Here is a 16,533-nt window from a genome sequence, read left to right as displayed (position 1 = left end):
AACTCAGAACACCTTTCTTTTACATGTATCAGTATTGCCTTTACAAAGTTAAAGAGATGGTAAAAAATTCTCAAGCACCTTGGCGTAGAGGAGGAAAACGAGGATGCTCGCGGACACCAGGCTCAGTGCTAGAATGGAGGGTAAACGCTTCCCGTGCAGAGGTTCCCCGCTTCCCGCAGCTAGGGTGTACACTACTCTGAGGTAGTACGCGAAGGAGATCACGACGGAGGCCAGGAAGCCTAGCCCGAGAGCGAGACTGCTCTGGAACAGCCCGACACCCATGTAAAGCTCGCTCCAGAAAGTCGGGAGTGGTGGGGCTCCGGTTAGGCCCATTGCCGCCAGCACCACTGTGAACTTCAGGATATTGTCCCTCGAGGCCGTGCCCGACAGCCTTGAGAGCGACCTCGTGCCGTAGACGGCTAGGAGCACACCTGAAACGATGAAAAGCGAGGCCTTCAGGAGGCCGTGGGCTAGTATGTGGAGGAAGGCGTATCTTGTGGCGAGCGCGTTCCCTGTTGACCACGCGAGCAGGATGTAGTTCACGTTCGCCACGCTGCTGTAGGCTAGGAGCCTTTTTAGGTCGTCCTGCCTGAGTGCCGACAGGTTCCCTACCAGCGCCCCCGCTAGCGCGAGCGGCGCGATAATGGTCCTCATGAGCTGGTCTCCGCCCACGAGCCTGTACACGAGGACGGCCGCCGACTCTATAGCTATGCCTGACAGGACTGCGCTCGCGGTGCTGGGTGCAGCCATGTGCGCATCTGGGAGCCAGAAGTGCAGGGGGAAGAGCGCGGCTTCGACGCCGAAGCCTGCAAGCAAGAGCGTTTTCGCCAGCGGGCTTGCGGATCGGGCTGCCTCGATCGACGTGTTGCCGGTCTCCACCACTGTAAGCGCGATTCCCGCCAGCGCTAGCGCTGTTCCAGCTCCGCACAGCATTATGTACTTCAGGGCGGCTTCGGCACCCTCCTTGTCCCTATGGTAGGCAGTGAGGGCTACGACGGAGACGCTGAGAACCTCCCAGGCGATGAAGAGCCTTATGAGGTCCGTCGAAGCCGCGAGCAGTGTGGCGGAGGAGCAGAGAGCCACTGTTAACGCGTTGTGGGCTGAAACATCCTCGCTGAGCAGGCTATAGGCCGCCAGGACTGCAACCAGCCCTATCGCCGTTGAGGTTAAGCCGATGAAGCCCGCCAGCGATCTTTCAGAGGCGGAGCAGAGAAGAAGGTAGGCCAGCACGCTGGCGGCAGCTATCGTCGAGGCTACTCGTCGAGCCTCCCCGCTTTTGACTCTGGTCAAGATCAGCGACAGTTCCCCTGCGAGAGTAGTGATAATAACAGTTTCTTCAAGCGTCATCTACGTCACCCCCAGGACAACCATCAGAAGAACTAGGAGCAAGCCCATAAGCCACAGGGTGTTGACCGATGGGATGCCTCTCTGAAGCTTAACAGAGATACTGGAGAGGGTTCCAGTCAACCAGGAGGCGAGAGCTGTGTAGGCGGCGTCAACGTAGAAGCCCCTATCGGCTATGCGTGCAATCGGCAACATAGCTTTCCTGAGACTCCATCCCTTCGCCCTGTCCCAGACGGCATAGGACAGCAGCAGGCCCGCGACGAGCGCTAGGAGCGCAAGGGGGTTTACATCGTAGAACTCCGGCTCAGCCCCGAGTAGCTTAGAGACCTCGACGAGAACAAGGTACCCACCGAGCGTTAAGGAGGCCAGAAGCACTATAGGTAGCAACATAGGCAGGTTATGCTCGTGAATCCTTCGGGCACCGCAGCAACCGGAGAACAGCCTGAAGAACAGCCTGAAAATATACATAGCTGAGAGAAGTGAAACCGTGAAGACTAGCACTTCTCCCGGTAAGCCTGGGTACTTCTCCTCGAGAGCCGTGAATATGAGCTCTTTCGTGAAGAAGCCCGGTAAAGGTGGGACACCTGCAAGGCTGAGCGCTCCGATGAGGAAGGCCACCCCCGTTACTTTCATCCCGCTGCCCCACAAGCCCCACACTTTGTCCAAGTCACGCGTTCCGACCTCGTGTATGATGAGGCCTGCGCAGAGGAAGAGCAGGGCCTTGAATAGCGAGTGGGAGACCAGGTGGAGCTGGGCGGCTGTCCACGCTCCTAGGCCGAGAGCGAGGAACATGAGTGCAAGGTGGTTAATGGTGCTGTAAGCCAGGACTTTCTTCACGTCGGATGCTCCTAGAGCGGACAGGGCGGACAGCAAGGCGGTGATCGTTGAGAGCCACACAATCGTCGATAGCACTACTTCGCTTGAGGCGATGAGCGGGTAGAACCTGGAGATCAGGTAGACTCCCGCTTTGACCATTGTTGCAGCGTGTATGAGCGCGCTGACGGAGGTTGGCCCCTCCATCGCGTCGGGAAGCCACACGAAGAGCGGGAACTGGGCCGATTTGCCTACAGCAGCGAGGAGGAGCAGGAGTGCAACCGGTGTGATCTGCCCGCCGAGCCTAGTGGAGGACGATAGGATGGATGGAATCTGCGTTGTACCCACAGCTGAGAGGATGATCGCCGCGGCCACTATGAAGCCGATGTCCCCGATCCTCGTGACCGTGAAGGCTTTTAGGCCAGCCCTCCTGGCCTCGGGCTTCTCCCACCAGAACGAGATCAGGAGCGCGCTGCACACGCCGACGAGCTCCCAGGACATGTAGAGGATAATGAGGTCAGTTGAGAGCACCAGTAGGCTCATCGATGCTATAAAGAAGAGCATCAGGGAGTAGTACCTCACGTACCCTGGGTCGTGCTCCATGTAGCCGAGGCTGTACACGATGATCAGCGACCCAAGGATGTTTACCACGCACAGCATCAGCTTCGACAGGGGGTCATCGTAGAGCTGGAGCCCAAGCAGTGAAGGCTGATCGGAGGAAAACGCATATAGAACTGACAGCGCGGCCGCAGCGAGCGAAGAGACTACGCTGAGGGCTTCCACCGCCTTCCTGCTCCTACCTAGAATGGTCACGAGCGCTGACGCCGCAAACAGCTCAAATACCAGGGAGTCCGCGAGCATGCTCACCACCTCAGCTCAGAGACCTCCTGCGGATCGATGGTCCTGAAGCGCTCCCAGACGAGTATGATGATGGCCATGGCGAGGGCTTCAGTCGCCGCGGCTGCTATTGCGACGAGAAGGAAAATGTCCTGAGCCGTAGCCCCGGAGTTCGCGCAGGCAAGGCCCAGGAGGAGGAGCGAGCCGAGGACCATGGACTGGAGCCCCATTATCACCTTCATCATGTTTCTCGTGGCAGCTATAGCCGCGAGGCCCGCTGTTACCAGTGTGAGAGCCGTACTCACGATCACAAGCTCACCACTCATTCTCCACCACCTCGGACCGTGTGAACACCCCCGAGAAGCGCAACCAGCAAAAGGATTGTGAGAAGTGAGAAGTCACGGTAGTCGGCTTCCCTCAAGACAGCTCTACCAGCGAGGCTAGCCTGATTGCTGGAAATGAGGAGCAACGCTGCGAGCACTATGAGGAACATGAACACTAGAGCGAGCGTGTAGATCGTGTCTATCCTTGCCTTCTCCCCTGCGACTACTATAACCCAGACAGTCATCAGCGCCACGAGAGCACCAGCGTACAGCGATGCCACCAGCATTGCGGGAACCCATCCCGCCAGCTCTGAGATGGCGAAGGCCACCATTATGCTCCCGGCTGAAAGCGAAAGCAGGCTGAACGTTGTTCTCCTAGAGAAAAGTCCCCAGAGCACGAAGGCGAGGCCCAGTAGGCAGAAAACCTCTACCAGCATACAAACCACCTTAGGAGAAAAGCTAGAACCAGCTGGATAAGAGTGAGGGGGAACAGCCTACCCCAAAAGCGCCTGGCAAGCCCCACTGCCCTTATACGGCCGCTCGAGGCACTGACCAAGGTGATTGCAATGCTCACCAGGAGGGCTTTCAGGCCGAACCACAGGAAGCCTGCAACAGGGCCTAGCTCCGGGTACCCCGGCCCGAGCGGCCCGCCTAGGTAAAATGTTGTGACGAGCGAGATGCCCCAAGTCATGCTTAAGTCGCTGTACAGCCTGAGGTACGCGAGGCTTCTTCCGGAGAACTCCGTTTGCCACCCTGCTGCGATCTCCTGCTTGGCGTGGGGGAGGTCGAAGGGCCTCTTCTCCAGTTTAGCCAGGAGGGCTATCAGGGCCACCGCGAAGCCAATAGGCTGGTACAGCGCGAGGGGGCCGTGAAGGGCCTGGTAGGTCACTATGCCTTCGAGGCTTAGAGCCGAGGCCTGAACCGCTGCCGCTGCAATGCATAGGGCGAAAACACTCTCGTACATGGAGTACTGTATAAGGAGTCTCCCGACGCCCAGGGAGGTGTACGGGGTAGTCGCGCTGTATCCGGCTAGCGCTATCGTGAACGCCGACAGCGCTAAAAGCAGGAGGACGAGGAGGACATCTCCCTGGAAGCTCAGCGGCATGGACGTCGAGGCTACGGGGATGTACGTCATTCCGAATACGGGGATTGTAACCGCTATGACCGGGGCCAGCTGGAACAGCAACGGGTCCGCGTTCCGCGGGATAAGCTCCTCTTTCCCGAGGAGCTTCAGGAAGTCGTACACGGGCTGCAAGAGCCCCTTCGGCCCAGCGTAAAGGGGGCCTACGCGCGTCTGCACTCTTGCTGTGATTTTCCTCTCAATGTACTCGAACCAGAAAGCCATGGTCACCGAGAAAAAGAGCCCAGGGAACACCAGCGCCTGAAGCAACGCCTCCAGCACGGCTGATCACCCCTCTCGGAGTAGGTTCAGGCCCTCCACGAGGATCGCGAGTAGTACGGTGATCGCGAGTAGGGCTACTTGCGGCTGCGGCTTCAGCACAAGCATGAAGGCTACAGACTCCACGACCAAGAAGAAGAGTATGAAGGCGAAGATACTGGGAACGTAGTATTTTTCCCAGCGGGGGGCTACAGGCACACCGCCCGTGAAGGGCTCCCGCGCCTTCTCTGAGTGCACACCCCGCGGCGCCAGAGCACCGGCTACGACATATACCGCTAACGCGACAAGGAAGATTGAGAGGAAGGCTACCACTGCTCCCACGCGGGGGTCAAGCTGGGTTGTGGCTAGAGCTAGTGCGGGCAACACTTCTAGAGGGGAGCCTTTAGCCATCTCAATCGCTTTCGCCGGGCAAACGTCCGCGCAGAGGCCACAGTATATGCACCTGTAGTAGTCGAACTCTGGGGCTTGCTTGTCAACCTCCCTTCCGCCAACAACCCTCTTTCCGACGCTCCTCATCGCTATTGCCCCTGGCGGGCATGAACGCGCACACAGGCCGCACCCGAGACACTTCCCCGGGTTTACCTTAGGGTAGCCGCGTGCTGCCCCGTTTCGAGCCGCGCGCGCCAAGTCTAAAGTTACGGGTTTACCGAGGAGGCTCCTAAGCGACATCACTACAACCTTCAGAGAGCTGTTTGCCTTCATCCCATCACCCTTCTTCCTCTAGTTTTCCGAACAAAATCGTCTAGCGTTAAAACGCGCGGAGCTCCACTACCCGTGTCATAGACCTGAACTCGGTCCATGCAGCTGAAGCATGGGTCTATGCTCGTCACGATTAGGGGTAAGTCCGAAAGAGTTGCCCCTTCCAGTATGCTCGCCGCTAGCTGGATGTTAGGAAGCGTGGGTGTTCTAATCTTAACCCTGTATGGTGAGTGCGTGTTGTTCGAGTTGACGTAGTAGAAGAGCTCCCCTCTGGGAGCCTCAGTTCTGGCGTAAGCCTCGCCTTCTGGAACAGTCCCCATGAAGTACCTCTGTGGTACAGGGTTTCCGGAGGGCATCTTGGCCACGATTTGCCCGACTAGCCCGGCTGACTCTTCCAGCTCTTTGAGCCTTACGAGAACTAGGTTGAAGACATCACCCTTGTTGCTCATTACAACCTCGAAGTCCAGCTCCCCGTATGCTCCGTAGGGCTCAATCCTCCTTACATCGTAAGGGTCACCTGCTGCGCGCCTTACAGGGCCGACGGTCACGTAGCTCCGGGCCTGGTCTACATTGTAGGAGCCCACATTCCTCGTCCGTTCGATAAACTCGTCGACGCTCACAATCTCTTCAAGTACCCTGCTCACCGATTTCTCGAACTCCGCGACCCTCTGAGCGACGCTTTTCAGCTTCTCGTCGCCGACATCCCTCCTCACCCCACCGATTGTGACGAAAGACTTGTGCACCCTGTTACCGGTCAGCTCTTCCAGTATGTCCATTATTGTCTCACGCATTCCCCAAACCCACATGAACATTGACTCGAAGCCCATCCAGTAACCCACTAGACCGAGCCACAGGGAGTGAGAGTGCATCCTCTCGAGCTCAGCTACGAGTGTGCGGAGGTAGTGCGCTCTCTTGGGGGGATCGATGCCGAGAAGCCTTTCGACAGCCTCAACGAAAGTCCAAGCGTGGTGGGTGCTACAGATCCCGCAGACGCGTTCAAGTAAGAAGACGTCCCTGAGGAACGTTCTCGACTCGGCCGCTTTCTCGATGCCCCTGTGTACAAAGCCTATCCTGACGAAAGCCTTCTTAATTACTTCTCCCTCAACCACCAGGCTGAGGTGCTCTGGCTCCTTCAGGGCAGGGTGGTAGGGCCCAAAGGGGACGACGACGCTTTCGGGGGATAGAGGTGCCTGCATTGTAACGGCTTGGACCTCGCATGTGGTCGCTTTCGACAGGTACTCTCTTACAGTCTCTGGCTTTGTGTCCTTGAGGAGGGGTGGCGGAGCCTCTCGTGGATAGCAGTCCGGCAGTATGAACCTGCCCTGCTCGCCTAGGCCCTCGAACCTTACTCCGAAGAGATCGGAGACTTCTCGCTCGTAGAAAGCCGCCCCTGGGACTAAGGGCGAGATGTCCGGTAGGACGGGGTTACCCTTGGGCAACTCCACTGAGAGGTGCTCGACTCTTCCAGACAGATCTCCAAGATGGTACAGGGCCTCGATGTAGCTCCCCCTGTCGACAGCCGTTATCGCTATCAGGTGAGTGTAGCCGTAGCCCATGAAATCCTTGAGCCTCTGGTTGAACTCGTTTGGCGTTACCCTGTGCTTTTCCTGCAGTCTAGCGCTTCCCATTCGTGTTCACCCCTCGGAGCCTCGACAAGTAAGAGAGAAGTGTACCAGGGTTGGCTGGGCACCCGGGGATCTTGACGTCTACGGGAACGACCTTGTCGGCGCCGCCAATGACGTTGTAGCAGTTCGAGAAAATGCCGCCCGTGCACGCGCAGGTTCCAAGTGCTATGACGATTTTCGGCTCAGGCATCTGATCGTACACGGTTTTGAGGGGGCTGGCGGAGAGTGCGGTTACGGGCCCCGTCACTACCAGGACGTCTGCATGCCTTGGGCTTGGGACTAATTGGATGCCTAGCCTTTCGAGGTCGTAGCGCGGGGTTAGGGAGGCAACGAACTCTATGTCGCAACCGTTGCAGCCTCCTGAATTGAAGTGGTAAAGCCACAGACTTCTACGCCTTACACCGCTTATCATATAGTCCCACAATTTACTTATCGAAAAAACTACATATCAAGCTTCATTAAACAGTACGATTATTAACTTTTTAGCTTTCTCTTTACATAGGTCAGATGGGGTATCCAGAGCTAACAAAAACCATCAGTTTGCAGTTGTTTCTCGATTGAATAAAAGAACTCTTTTTCCACGATATTGGACAAAGAGGGAGACCCTTCTGTTTTCCGGTCGTTGACGAGGTTCCAAGTGTAATCTAGTGCGATATAGGATACGGAGACTTATCATAAACTATATATTCGCGTTTTGCGAAAGAAGATTGATAGAAAATGAGCATGATGAAGCTTGTCAGAAGGGTTCAGCTTACAGGCGGCTCCACGTTTATAGTCTCTATACCTAAGGAGTGGGCTGCGAGCGTTGGAATAACCAAGGGTAGCCTCGTGACGCTCACTCTTGAACATGACGGTACGATCCGCGTTATACCCAGCGTTAAGAAGCCTCAGGCAATTACCTCGGCGGAGGTTGTGGTGACGAAGAACACCTCTCACGGCGCTGTTTTGCGCGAAGTCATGTCGAAGTACCTCGTGGGGTATAAAACCATCCACCTGAAGTTCTCCCACGATGACCCGGAGCTTAGGAGGAAGCTTAAGGAGGTGGCCGTCAGGAAGCTGATAGGTGCCGAGGTGCTGCACGAGAGCTCTCACGAGATGACGATACAGGTTCTCGTTAACGTCGAGGATCTACCTATCTCGAACATAATCCTCAAGATGAGGGACACGAACAAGAGCACGCTTTACGACACGATCGATGCTCTAAGGAAAGGGGCCTCCGGCTCGCTGAGCACCGAAGAGATTTTCGCCCGCGATGACATCGTCGACAAGCTGTACCTCTACGGTCTCAGACAGCTGAACACCGCACTCAAAGGCTACATTGGCTTAGACGAGATTGGGCTTTCAAGGCCTGAGGAGGTCTTGTCGTACGGGATGGTTTTAAAGAACCTGGAGCGCATCGGAGACCACGCGGCCAGCATCGCTACACAGGCTATGAAAATCACCGGCGAGTTCCCCGGCTTTGAGGAGATGGTATCCTACGGTGAAAAAGTATCTGAGATATTTGAAGAAAGCGTTAAAACGTTCCTCGAGAGAAACAAGAAGCTCGCCAATGACCTGCTTGACGGCAAGGTTGAAGAATTGAAAGAGATTGAAAAGAAGCTTTCAACTGTGTACACTGTGAGCGACGCCCTCCTCCTCACCACGCTAAGGATGATTATTGGGAGCTACAGGCGTATAGCCGACTACAGCTCCGACATCCTTGAAGCGACGATAGACCTGCACGACATCTGAACCTAAGTGTTCCCAAAAATCTCCGGGGGTTTGCTTCTCCTCTCCTTTTTCCAGTGTGTGGCTCTTTCAACTGCTCCTGGCGAGACACTATCTTTTCCACTAAGTAAGTTGGCTTTTGGTCCCGCTAAGGTAGTACATCGGGTTCTTTGTTATGCCCTTTTTAATTTCATGGAGATGCATGTGTATTCTGCCCCATACTGAAAGTGGAATGACATTACAGTTCCTTCCGTGTGTGGATACCACGTGACCAGCGTTAAAGCGGAACCACTATTGTTCGTACTCCCCACCGTTCATTCAGGGGAGGGGTATCTGTCGAGTTATGGTGACCCGCCCCTGGAAAAGTATATATGCATCAGTGTTGGCATTTTATGTGCATGAATGATCTAAAAGTTACTTTAGTGGACATTTCATCGATAAAACCACATGAAATGTATATGGAAGACCACGTGAGGCTTATTATCGAGGACTTGAAGAGTAGAGGAGTCCTCGTCAAACCCGTCGTTGTCGAGCGGGAGAAGCTCGTTCTCCTTGACGGCCACCACCGTTTCGAGGCTTTCAGGAGGCTTCGTCTGAAGGTTATACCAGCGGTTCTGGTGGACTACTGGGATCCGAGGATCGTCGTGAAGAGCTGGAGGGATGGAGTTGTGTTTGACAAACGGGAAGTCTTAAGGAGGGCTGTTAAGGGGGAGCTCTTTCCCCCGAAAACCACTCGCCACGTGTTTATAGAGGGTGGAGTCGAGAGGCACATCTCGGAAGTTGCTCCCATTGTGAATGTGAGCCTCTCGAGGCTCGCGGCCGTCAAGTGGGTCGAAGTTCGATGAGCTCTCTGTAATCGCAGTTCCTGCAGAGCTCTAGTTCTTTGATGTCGAACGCCCCCCTGACTTCTAGCTTTAAGGACTCTTCCCCCACGATCGGCAGCTTCAAAACCACTCTCCTCTCTCTGCTCGAGGGGGAGAGGTGCAGTACGAACCACCTGCCCCCGTCTGGGAGGCTTCCCTCGAGCCCGCTGGGGCCGGATTTCGCCACTATCGCGAGTGTTCTCTCGAATGTTATCTCCCTTTCCCCGTCGAAGCCCCCTCTGCTGTTCCTCTTCCCGAGGTTTAGCAGCATCTTGCCGTCAGCCATTAGGACGAAGAAGCCCCGGTAGACCTTCCTCCCGGCGCGGACCCGCTTGTGAAGCTCCCCCGCTATCCTGACTTTAACCAAAGCGTGCTCAGGTTTTGCCTTCTCATTCACGATGTTTATAAAGCTATCGCCTGCCGTAGCGGTCGGAGTAGAACTTCGCGTAGTAGCTCCGCTCCTCAGCTGTGGCCTCGTAAACGTGGCGCAGGATAGCAACCTCGCCGCTGGTGAGCTTTCTCCCCCTCCTCCCCATCATCCTGTCTATGGCGCTGAGCGCCTCCTTCAGCGGGATCTCCTCGAGTTTCATCCTGTGGAAGCGCGTGAAGCTTGGGATGTACTTGGGCGCCATCTCGGGCGCTACGACGTTTGCGGCGACGCCGACAATCGTCCCGGCGTTCAGCATGGTGCCGATGCTTACCCGCGCGTGGTCGCCTATGAAGGAACCGACCTTTGTCTCGCCGGTTTTAGTAGGTCCCCTGGGTGTGTAAACCACTATCTCCCCGTAGTCGTTACGCAGGTTCCCGGTTATCGCGCCAGCGGCGATGTTCACCCACTCTCCCACGTAGGAGTTTCCCAGGAAGCCGTCGTGGGCCTTGTTGCTGTACCCGTGCATGATGCTCTCTGAGACTTCTCCGCCTACCCTGCAGGCCTCTCCGATGCTGGATCCGGCCCTGATGACTGTTGAGGCCCTAACCCTTGTCTCGGACCCTATGTAGGCTGGTCCCTCGATGTATGTGAAGGGGCCTACTACCGCTCTCGCCTCGACTATAACGGGGCCCTTGGTGGTGTCTACGGTGACAGGTGGTATTACCCTGCTCTCGGGGTGCAAGAGCAGCCGCGAGAGTTCGCCGATCACGTTAACGCCGTGGGGAGGAGCGCTCGCCCACGTGAGCCTGGCAGCTTCCCGGGGTATCGTGACGTGGGGGAGCTTAGGAAGGTCCCAGAGCCTGCCTACAGTCAGAGCGTTGCTGAGCTCCTGCCTTCCTAGGCCCGCTGCAACCTTCTCAACAGTCTCCGCGAGTGAGAGCGGGTCGCCGACGCTGAGCTCCCTCAGGCACGCGTAGACCAGCTTGCCCCTGTGGAAGTACGCCTCGTCGTTGCCGCACGCTACACCCTGTTGCGGGAGGTAGCTAGCGTTGACCACGAGGACGTTCTTGTACAGGCCCTTCGGGTTCACAGGGATACCTGTCAGTGACTGGACGTGCTCAGCGAGGTACGCCCTCGTGTAGAGGGCTCTGGGAGCGCCGACAGCCGCCTCTATCTCCTCAAGTATTGTCCTCGGGCCGACCTTGAGGAGGAAAACTGGGCGCGTGAGCGTCAAGGGCTGGAGGTTCACGACGTCATCTGGGCTCTCGAAAACTATGATTACCCTGTTTTCCGCCTGCATGAGCTCAATCCCAGAAGCTCAGGCAGACCGGTTTAAAATAAGTTTATTTTTGGGCAGGGTTGCATCGAGGTGGTGGAGGGACCTGGAGGAGAATTCTTTGAAAACCTCCAGCTCTACTCTTGACTCCAGCATGTCTAGTGCCAGCGACAAGATGTTCCCTAGCAGGTGGTCGAGGAGGCTCGAGGGGTCGAAGCGGTCGAAGTACTCTCTGTAGGTTTTCGTTATCTCCATTTTGGCCTCTTGGTCTCCGGTTTTAAACGCTCTTACCGCGCTCTCGAAGGATGCTCTGATCAGCTGCACGTGCTCCTTGGTGATGTCGACGAGGTGCGCTATTCTAGCGAGGCTGGCTATCACGTCCCCCACGCGCTCAAGGGTTTTCCCGTAGTTGAAGAGAGGCATGAGCAGGGTTCTGTCCTGGACACCGACCTTAGAGGAATACCAGCTGTACATGATAGAGAGGGCTACCTGGCGGCTAAGGAGGAAGTAGAACTTGTCTATCTCTTCGTCTCTCTCGATTATGTCCTTTAGATAGGAGGTGTCGCCGGTAGCAGCGAACTCCTCCAGATCCTTGATGCTGTTGAGGATGAGCACCTCCATCCTGCTTAGCACCTTTGGTATCTCAACCGTTGATGCGTCTGCGATCATCTGTAGGAGTATGTAGTCGGAGCCCTCCTCGAACACCTCCAGACCCACGAGCCTCTTCAGCGTCCTGCGTATTGTTTCGCGCAGCTCCGGAGTCACCCTCCCTGACCTCGAGACGACTTTTATCGAGGCGTAGCCTGCCTGGTACAGCGCGATGATCATCCTCTCAACCGAGTCCTCGTCACCCTGAGTAGCCTCCAGCACCTTGACCTCTTCCCGGAACTCCTCGCGCGGGCGAGCAGAGGTTATAAGAAGGTAGGTGTCGTAGTCCTCGACAAAGACGGTGTCTCCCTCCTTCAGGTTGTTCTTCTCAACCCACTTTCTGGGCAGGGTCACGGACAAGCTACTCTTCCCGAGCCTCACGATCCTCCTAGCCTGGCTCATACATAGCATGTATATACATGCTTGAATAAATAAGTTTTGTATAGAGATTACACATATAGGCTAAGCGCTGCGTAGCTTTGATATGGGGTTGTTCCTAGAGAAGCTTAAGGGCTCTGAGCTCGCGCTGAGCTTCGACGACGTCCTGATACTTCCCAGGTACTCAGACGTGAGGATTGAGGAGGTCAACGTCTCCACGCGTCTGAGCCCCCGCCTGACGCTTAAAATACCAATCGTGAGTTCTCCCATGGACACCGTCACGGGCAGAGAGATGGTCCTCGCGCTTGGAAGGCTCGGCGGCTTGGGCGTTCTTCCCAGAAACATGCCCCTAGACAAAGCAATAGCAGTCGTGCGCGAGGCTGTCGAGGCGAAAATCCCGGTCGGCGTGGCTGTGGGGCCTTTCGACGATGAGAGAGTGGGGAAGCTCGTTAGTGCCGGGGTCTCTCTAATCGTCATTGACACGGCGCACGGCCACAGCAAGAACGTTATCGAGGCGACGAAGAGGTTTGCCTCGATGGGGGCTGAGGTGATGGCCGGGAACATCGTCACAGGGGAGGCGGCTGAGGCTTTGATCGCGGCCGGTGCGTCCTCGCTCAGGGTCGGTGTGGGGCCTGGACACGCCTGCACCACGCGCGAAGTAGCAGGCGTCGGGTGCCCCCAGCTAACCGCCGTGGCAGCTGTGGCGGACACTGCGAGAAGCTACGGCGTATCAGTGGTTGCGGACGGCGGTATCGAGAAGCCAGCCGACGCCGTCAAGGCGCTGGCCGCTGGAGCCGACGCGGTCATGCTGGGGTACCTGCTGGCGGGTACCGATGAGGCTCCTGGCGCCCTCGTCCTGCGCGAGGGGAGGTGCTTTAAAGTCTACCGCGGGATGGGTAGCCGGGGGGCTCTGGCCAGCGGGTCCGCGAGGTACGGGGAGTTCAAGAGGGTGCCTGAGGGGGTGGAGGGGCTCGTCGAGTGCCGCGGTAGCGTTTCAAAGGTGGTTGAGTGGATCGTGGGCGGAATAAAGCAGGGGATGGGCTACGTCGGGGCTAGGAGCCTGGCGGAGCTGAGGGAGAAGAGCGTCTTCGTTAGGCTAACCGGAGCCGGCGTGAGGGAGAGCGGACCCAGGGGGCTGTACGAGGTGAGGTACTGATGGGGGTTATCGAGGTAGGGGAGCTTCTGGACCACGGCGCGGTCAGGAGAGGGGTTAAGATCCGCTACGAGGGGTCTGAGGACTTTTACTTCGAGAGCGCCGTGTCCCCGGGCTTCTCCGACGCCCACGCGCACCCTCAAGTCGTGGACGTCGGCGAGCGGAGGATCTGGAGGCACTCTTACGAGTGGCTTGAAGAGAGGAGGCTCAGGATCGACGAGGCTGGCTTGAGGAGGGACAAGGAGCTTTCGTCCATGCTGGCTAAGGCGACGATACTGCGGTCTCTTATAGACGGTGTTACCCTCCTCGCACTGACCGGCAGCCTTGAAGGGAACGTCTCTGCGCTACTCACCCTGCCTGTTTCACCGCGCGTCGTGCTGCTTCCTACGGTTATGGAGGCGGAGGGGTGGAGCACGCCTGAGCGCGTCTTCGCGGAGTACGTGCGTAACCTCGCGAAGTGGAATGGCTTCTTTAACATGGGGTTCTTCGTGCACTCTCTCAGGAAAGCCGGGCAGTCCTACCTGGTGGCATCGTACAAGACCGCGTCTAAGCTCGGCGTGCCCTTCGCCCTACACCTCTCCGAGGGCATCGACGAGAGCGAGACGCTCGTCGAGCTTCTGGGGGATGCTCCGAGGAACGTCGTAGCGGTGCACTGCATCGAGGGGGCTGAGAAGTGCAAGCGGATGGGGCTCAAGGTTGTCCACTGCCCGACCTCCAACCTCTACCTCTACGGCAGAACCCTGCGGGGGCTTGAGTTCTTCGACTCACTTGGGAGCGACTGGCCTCTAATCACGGGCACAGTGCTCCACACATACAGGGATGCCGTCGCGGTGCACGGCCCGAACGTACGCCTCCTCGAGAAAGCGACTGTGGGAGGATACGCAGTTTTCGGCATGAGGGGCTCGGGCGACCTCGTAGCCTTCGACCGGAGCCTCGAGAAAGTCATCGCAGGGGATGCTGAAGCTAAGGCTGTCTTCATCGACAGCAAACTCGTGGTGGATGAGGGCACTGTTGTTCAGATGGGCCTGGGCAAAAGGGACGTTGAAAGGTTTAAAGAGGAGGCTGTGAGGCTGGCGTTCGAGAAGTATGGAATCTAGGCGGAGCGTGGTAGTATTCGACTTCGGCGGGCAGTACGCCCACCTCATCGCCAGGAGGGTTAGGGAGCTGAACTTCTACTCCGTCCTTGCGCCTTACAGCGTTTCCCTCGAGGAATTCCTGCGCTTAAACCCGGTCGCCGTCATATTCTCGGGCGGGCCTTCCAGCATATACGTCGAGAACAGCCCTAAGCCGGAAATAGAGGTGTTCAACTACATTATCCGAAGCAGGATACCCTTACTAGGGATATGCTACGGGCACCAGCTCATCGCCAGCTTGCTCGGCGGGCGCGTCTCGCGCAAGGAGAAGGCCGAGTACGGCCTTAGCGTTCTAAGGGTCTTAAGAAACGACCCCCTCTTCAGCGGAACCCCTGAGACCCAGGTTGTGTGGATGTCTCACCGGGACGCCGTCGATTGGCTCCCAGAGGAGTTCGTGACCCTGGCCTCCACAGAGTACTCTGAGGTGGCGGCTTTCAGGCACAGATCGCTGCCAATCTACGGCGTCCAGTTCCACCCGGAGGTCCGGCACACCGAGTACGGGAGAGCGATCCTCGAGAACTTCCTGAAGAGAGTGGCTGGGCTCGAGCCCAACTGGTTCGTCGAGGACGTGGCAGCTGAGGTGATCTCGCGCCTAAAAAAGGAGCTACGCGGGAAGGCCCTGACAGCCGTAAGCGGGGGCGTCGACTCCCTGACAGCCGCCGTTATGGTGCAGAGGGCTGTGGGCAGCGATAACATCTACGTGATCCACGTTAACACAGGGCTGCTCCGCGAGGGGGAGAGCGAGAGAACACTCGAGGTTTTGAGGAAGATGGGGTTCAAGAACGTATTCTACGTGGACGCGAGCGGCCTTTTCCTCGACCGGCTGAGGGGTGTGACGGACCCGGAGGAGAAGAGGAGGGTGGTCGCTAAGACCTTTGCGGACGTCTTCGCGGAGAAGGCTCTTGAGCTGAACAGGGAGGTCGGCGGGTTCAGGTACCTGGTTCAGGGCACCATATACCCTGACAGGGTTGAGAGCGGCGCGACGGGGAAGGCTACCGCGAAGATAAAGAGCCATCACAACGTCGTCATGGAGGCTATCCCGGGGCTGGAGATCGTTGAGCCGCTGGCGGAGTTCTACAAGGACGAGGTTAGGAGGATCGCGAGGAGCCTTGGACTGCCGGAGGAGGTCATCACCCAGCACCCCTTCCCGGGTCCCGGCCTCGCGGTCAGGATTGTGGGGGAGGTCACGGAGGAGAAGCTGAGGATACTCCGCAAGGCGACGGTGATCGTTGAGGAGGAGTTCAGGAAGGCGGGCCTGTACGAGAAGGTGTGGCAGGCATTCCCCGTGCTGCTCTCGGTCAAGACGGTTGGAGTTAAGGGCGACGAGAGGAGTTACGAGTACGCTTTGGCCCTCAGGGTTGTTGAGAGCGAGGACGCTATGACGGCGAGCTTCGCGAAGCTACCCTGGGACTTCCTCGAGAGGCTTGCCGAGAGGCTGGTGAACGAGGTCGAGGGGGTGAATAGGGTCCTTTACGACGTCACCCACAAGCCGCCGGCAACGATCGAGTTCGAGTGAGGGCTGAAACGAACGCTTTATGTAGTATTTTATGTAATTAGACATCCGAGAGGCAGAGGGCCTGTGCATGGACCACCGTGGGTCTGGAGGAGAGGTTGCCGTAGGGGCAGGCCGCCGAAAAGCAGGTGGATCTGGGGGCCAGTCCCAAAGCTCACCTTCATACCCGTCGACGAGAACGGGGTGGAGGTGCAGGGGGAGCCCATCGTGCTCACGCCGGATGAAGTGGAGGCTCTCCGGCTCGTGTACTTGGAGGACCTCACCCAGGATGAGGCCGCGGCGAAGATGGGGGTTTCGCGTGGAACACTCTGGCGGATCGTCGAGGCTGCCAGGAGGAAGCTGGTTCAGGCCTTAGTCGAGGGGAGGCCGATTATCATTGCACCGTAGGGAAATCAGACTTGTCACCATTCTTCATTATTTTTCGGAATTGGAGTCACTCATCATCTGAGGAA

General features: G+C 57.3%; 17 protein-coding genes. 6 read left to right on the top strand and 11 right to left on the bottom strand.

Annotated elements, in window-relative coordinates; genetic code table 11:
- Positions 1 to 48: 48 nt before the first annotated feature.
- From MOV14_RS08315 to MOV14_RS08280, 8 genes are read right to left on the bottom strand one after another with little or no spacing between them, the layout of a single operon-like run.
- Positions 49 to 1,347, bottom strand: coding sequence for a complex I subunit 5 family protein (locus tag MOV14_RS08315; RefSeq protein ID WP_318536863.1), 1,299 nt, complete (start codon positions 1,345 to 1,347; stop codon positions 49 to 51).
- The gene (locus tag MOV14_RS08310; protein WP_318536862.1) at positions 1,348 to 3,018 is read right to left on the bottom strand and encodes an NADH-quinone oxidoreductase subunit 5 family protein; all 1,671 of its coding nucleotides are present in this window, start codon (positions 3,016 to 3,018) and stop codon (positions 1,348 to 1,350) included.
- A gap of 2 nt (positions 3,019 to 3,020) precedes the next feature.
- Positions 3,021 to 3,320 carry an NADH-quinone oxidoreductase subunit K gene (locus MOV14_RS08305; protein ID WP_318536861.1) on the bottom strand — a complete coding sequence of 100 codons (300 nt, stop codon included), beginning with the start codon at positions 3,318 to 3,320 and terminating at the stop codon, positions 3,021 to 3,023.
- Positions 3,317 to 3,754, bottom strand: a complete 438-nt coding sequence (locus MOV14_RS08300) for a hypothetical protein (protein ID WP_318536860.1) — start codon at positions 3,752 to 3,754, stop codon at positions 3,317 to 3,319. Before MOV14_RS08300 ends, MOV14_RS08305 begins: the two co-directional genes overlap by 4 nt.
- Positions 3,745 to 4,719, bottom strand: coding sequence for a complex I subunit 1/NuoH family protein (locus tag MOV14_RS08295; protein WP_318536859.1), 975 nt, complete (start codon positions 4,717 to 4,719; stop codon positions 3,745 to 3,747). The genes MOV14_RS08300 and MOV14_RS08295 overlap by 10 nt, the downstream gene beginning before the upstream one ends.
- A gap of 6 nt (positions 4,720 to 4,725) precedes the next feature.
- Positions 4,726 to 5,418 (bottom strand): 4Fe-4S binding protein, encoded by a 693-nt coding sequence (locus MOV14_RS08290; RefSeq protein ID WP_318536858.1) that lies wholly within the window; start codon positions 5,416 to 5,418, stop codon positions 4,726 to 4,728.
- A complete protein-coding gene (locus MOV14_RS08285; RefSeq protein ID WP_318536857.1) occupies positions 5,415 to 7,043 on the bottom strand; it encodes a hydrogenase large subunit in 1,629 nt (542 codons plus the stop codon). The genes MOV14_RS08290 and MOV14_RS08285 overlap by 4 nt, the downstream gene beginning before the upstream one ends.
- Positions 7,030 to 7,464, bottom strand: a complete 435-nt coding sequence (locus MOV14_RS08280) for an NADH-quinone oxidoreductase subunit B family protein (RefSeq protein ID WP_326403678.1) — start codon at positions 7,462 to 7,464, stop codon at positions 7,030 to 7,032. Before MOV14_RS08280 ends, MOV14_RS08285 begins: the two co-directional genes overlap by 14 nt.
- A gap of 293 nt (positions 7,465 to 7,757) precedes the next feature.
- Here MOV14_RS08280 and MOV14_RS08275 point away from each other — a divergent pair, with 293 nt between their 5' ends.
- Together MOV14_RS08275 and MOV14_RS08270 are read left to right on the top strand one after the other, a co-directional pair.
- The gene (locus tag MOV14_RS08275) at positions 7,758 to 8,771 is read left to right on the top strand and encodes a phosphate uptake regulator PhoU (RefSeq protein ID WP_318536855.1); all 1,014 of its coding nucleotides are present in this window, start codon (positions 7,758 to 7,760) and stop codon (positions 8,769 to 8,771) included.
- A 374-nt stretch (positions 8,772 to 9,145) separates the two neighbouring features.
- The gene (locus tag MOV14_RS08270) at positions 9,146 to 9,592 is read left to right on the top strand and encodes a ParB N-terminal domain-containing protein (RefSeq protein WP_318536854.1); all 447 of its coding nucleotides are present in this window, start codon (positions 9,146 to 9,148) and stop codon (positions 9,590 to 9,592) included.
- On the opposite strand, the gene MOV14_RS08265 is transcribed toward MOV14_RS08270, so the two are convergent.
- The 3 genes from MOV14_RS08265 to MOV14_RS08255 are packed head-to-tail and all read right to left on the bottom strand — an operon-like array spanning position 9,570 to position 12,306.
- Entirely contained in the window at positions 9,570 to 10,007 is a 438-nt protein-coding gene (locus MOV14_RS08265) for a hypothetical protein (RefSeq protein ID WP_318536853.1), read from the bottom strand. The two genes, MOV14_RS08270 and MOV14_RS08265, sit on opposite strands and share 23 nt — an antisense overlap.
- A gap of 13 nt (positions 10,008 to 10,020) precedes the next feature.
- Entirely contained in the window at positions 10,021 to 11,280 is a 1,260-nt protein-coding gene (locus MOV14_RS08260; RefSeq protein ID WP_318536852.1) for a putative sugar nucleotidyl transferase, read from the bottom strand.
- Between the two features lie 18 nt (positions 11,281 to 11,298).
- The gene (locus tag MOV14_RS08255) at positions 11,299 to 12,306 is read right to left on the bottom strand and encodes a phosphate signaling complex PhoU family protein (RefSeq protein ID WP_318536851.1); all 1,008 of its coding nucleotides are present in this window, start codon (positions 12,304 to 12,306) and stop codon (positions 11,299 to 11,301) included.
- A gap of 82 nt (positions 12,307 to 12,388) precedes the next feature.
- On the opposite strand from MOV14_RS08255, the gene MOV14_RS08250 reads away from it, so the two are divergent.
- The 4 genes from MOV14_RS08250 to MOV14_RS08235 all read left to right on the top strand — a co-directional run bounded on the left by MOV14_RS08250 (position 12,389) and on the right by MOV14_RS08235 (position 16,468).
- Positions 12,389 to 13,438, top strand: a complete 1,050-nt coding sequence (locus tag MOV14_RS08250; protein WP_318536850.1) for an IMP dehydrogenase — start codon at positions 12,389 to 12,391, stop codon at positions 13,436 to 13,438.
- A complete protein-coding gene (locus tag MOV14_RS08245) occupies positions 13,438 to 14,532 on the top strand; it encodes an amidohydrolase family protein (RefSeq protein ID WP_318536849.1) in 1,095 nt (364 codons plus the stop codon). Before MOV14_RS08250 ends, MOV14_RS08245 begins: the two co-directional genes overlap by 1 nt.
- Positions 14,522 to 16,084 (top strand): glutamine-hydrolyzing GMP synthase, encoded by a 1,563-nt coding sequence (gene guaA, locus MOV14_RS08240; protein WP_318536848.1) that lies wholly within the window; start codon positions 14,522 to 14,524, stop codon positions 16,082 to 16,084. Before MOV14_RS08245 ends, guaA begins: the two co-directional genes overlap by 11 nt.
- Positions 16,085 to 16,147: 63 nt before the next feature.
- The gene (locus tag MOV14_RS08235; protein ID WP_318536847.1) at positions 16,148 to 16,468 is read left to right on the top strand and encodes a DUF134 domain-containing protein; all 321 of its coding nucleotides are present in this window, start codon (positions 16,148 to 16,150) and stop codon (positions 16,466 to 16,468) included.
- Positions 16,469 to 16,533 lie beyond the last annotated feature (65 nt).

Source organism: Infirmifilum sp. NZ (assembly GCF_022693705.1).
Classification (GTDB): Archaea; Thermoproteota; Thermoprotei; order Thermofilales; family Thermofilaceae; genus Thermofilum.
The sequence above is the reverse complement of the archived record's forward strand: the minus strand, read 5'-3'. Positions and strand labels throughout refer to the sequence as shown.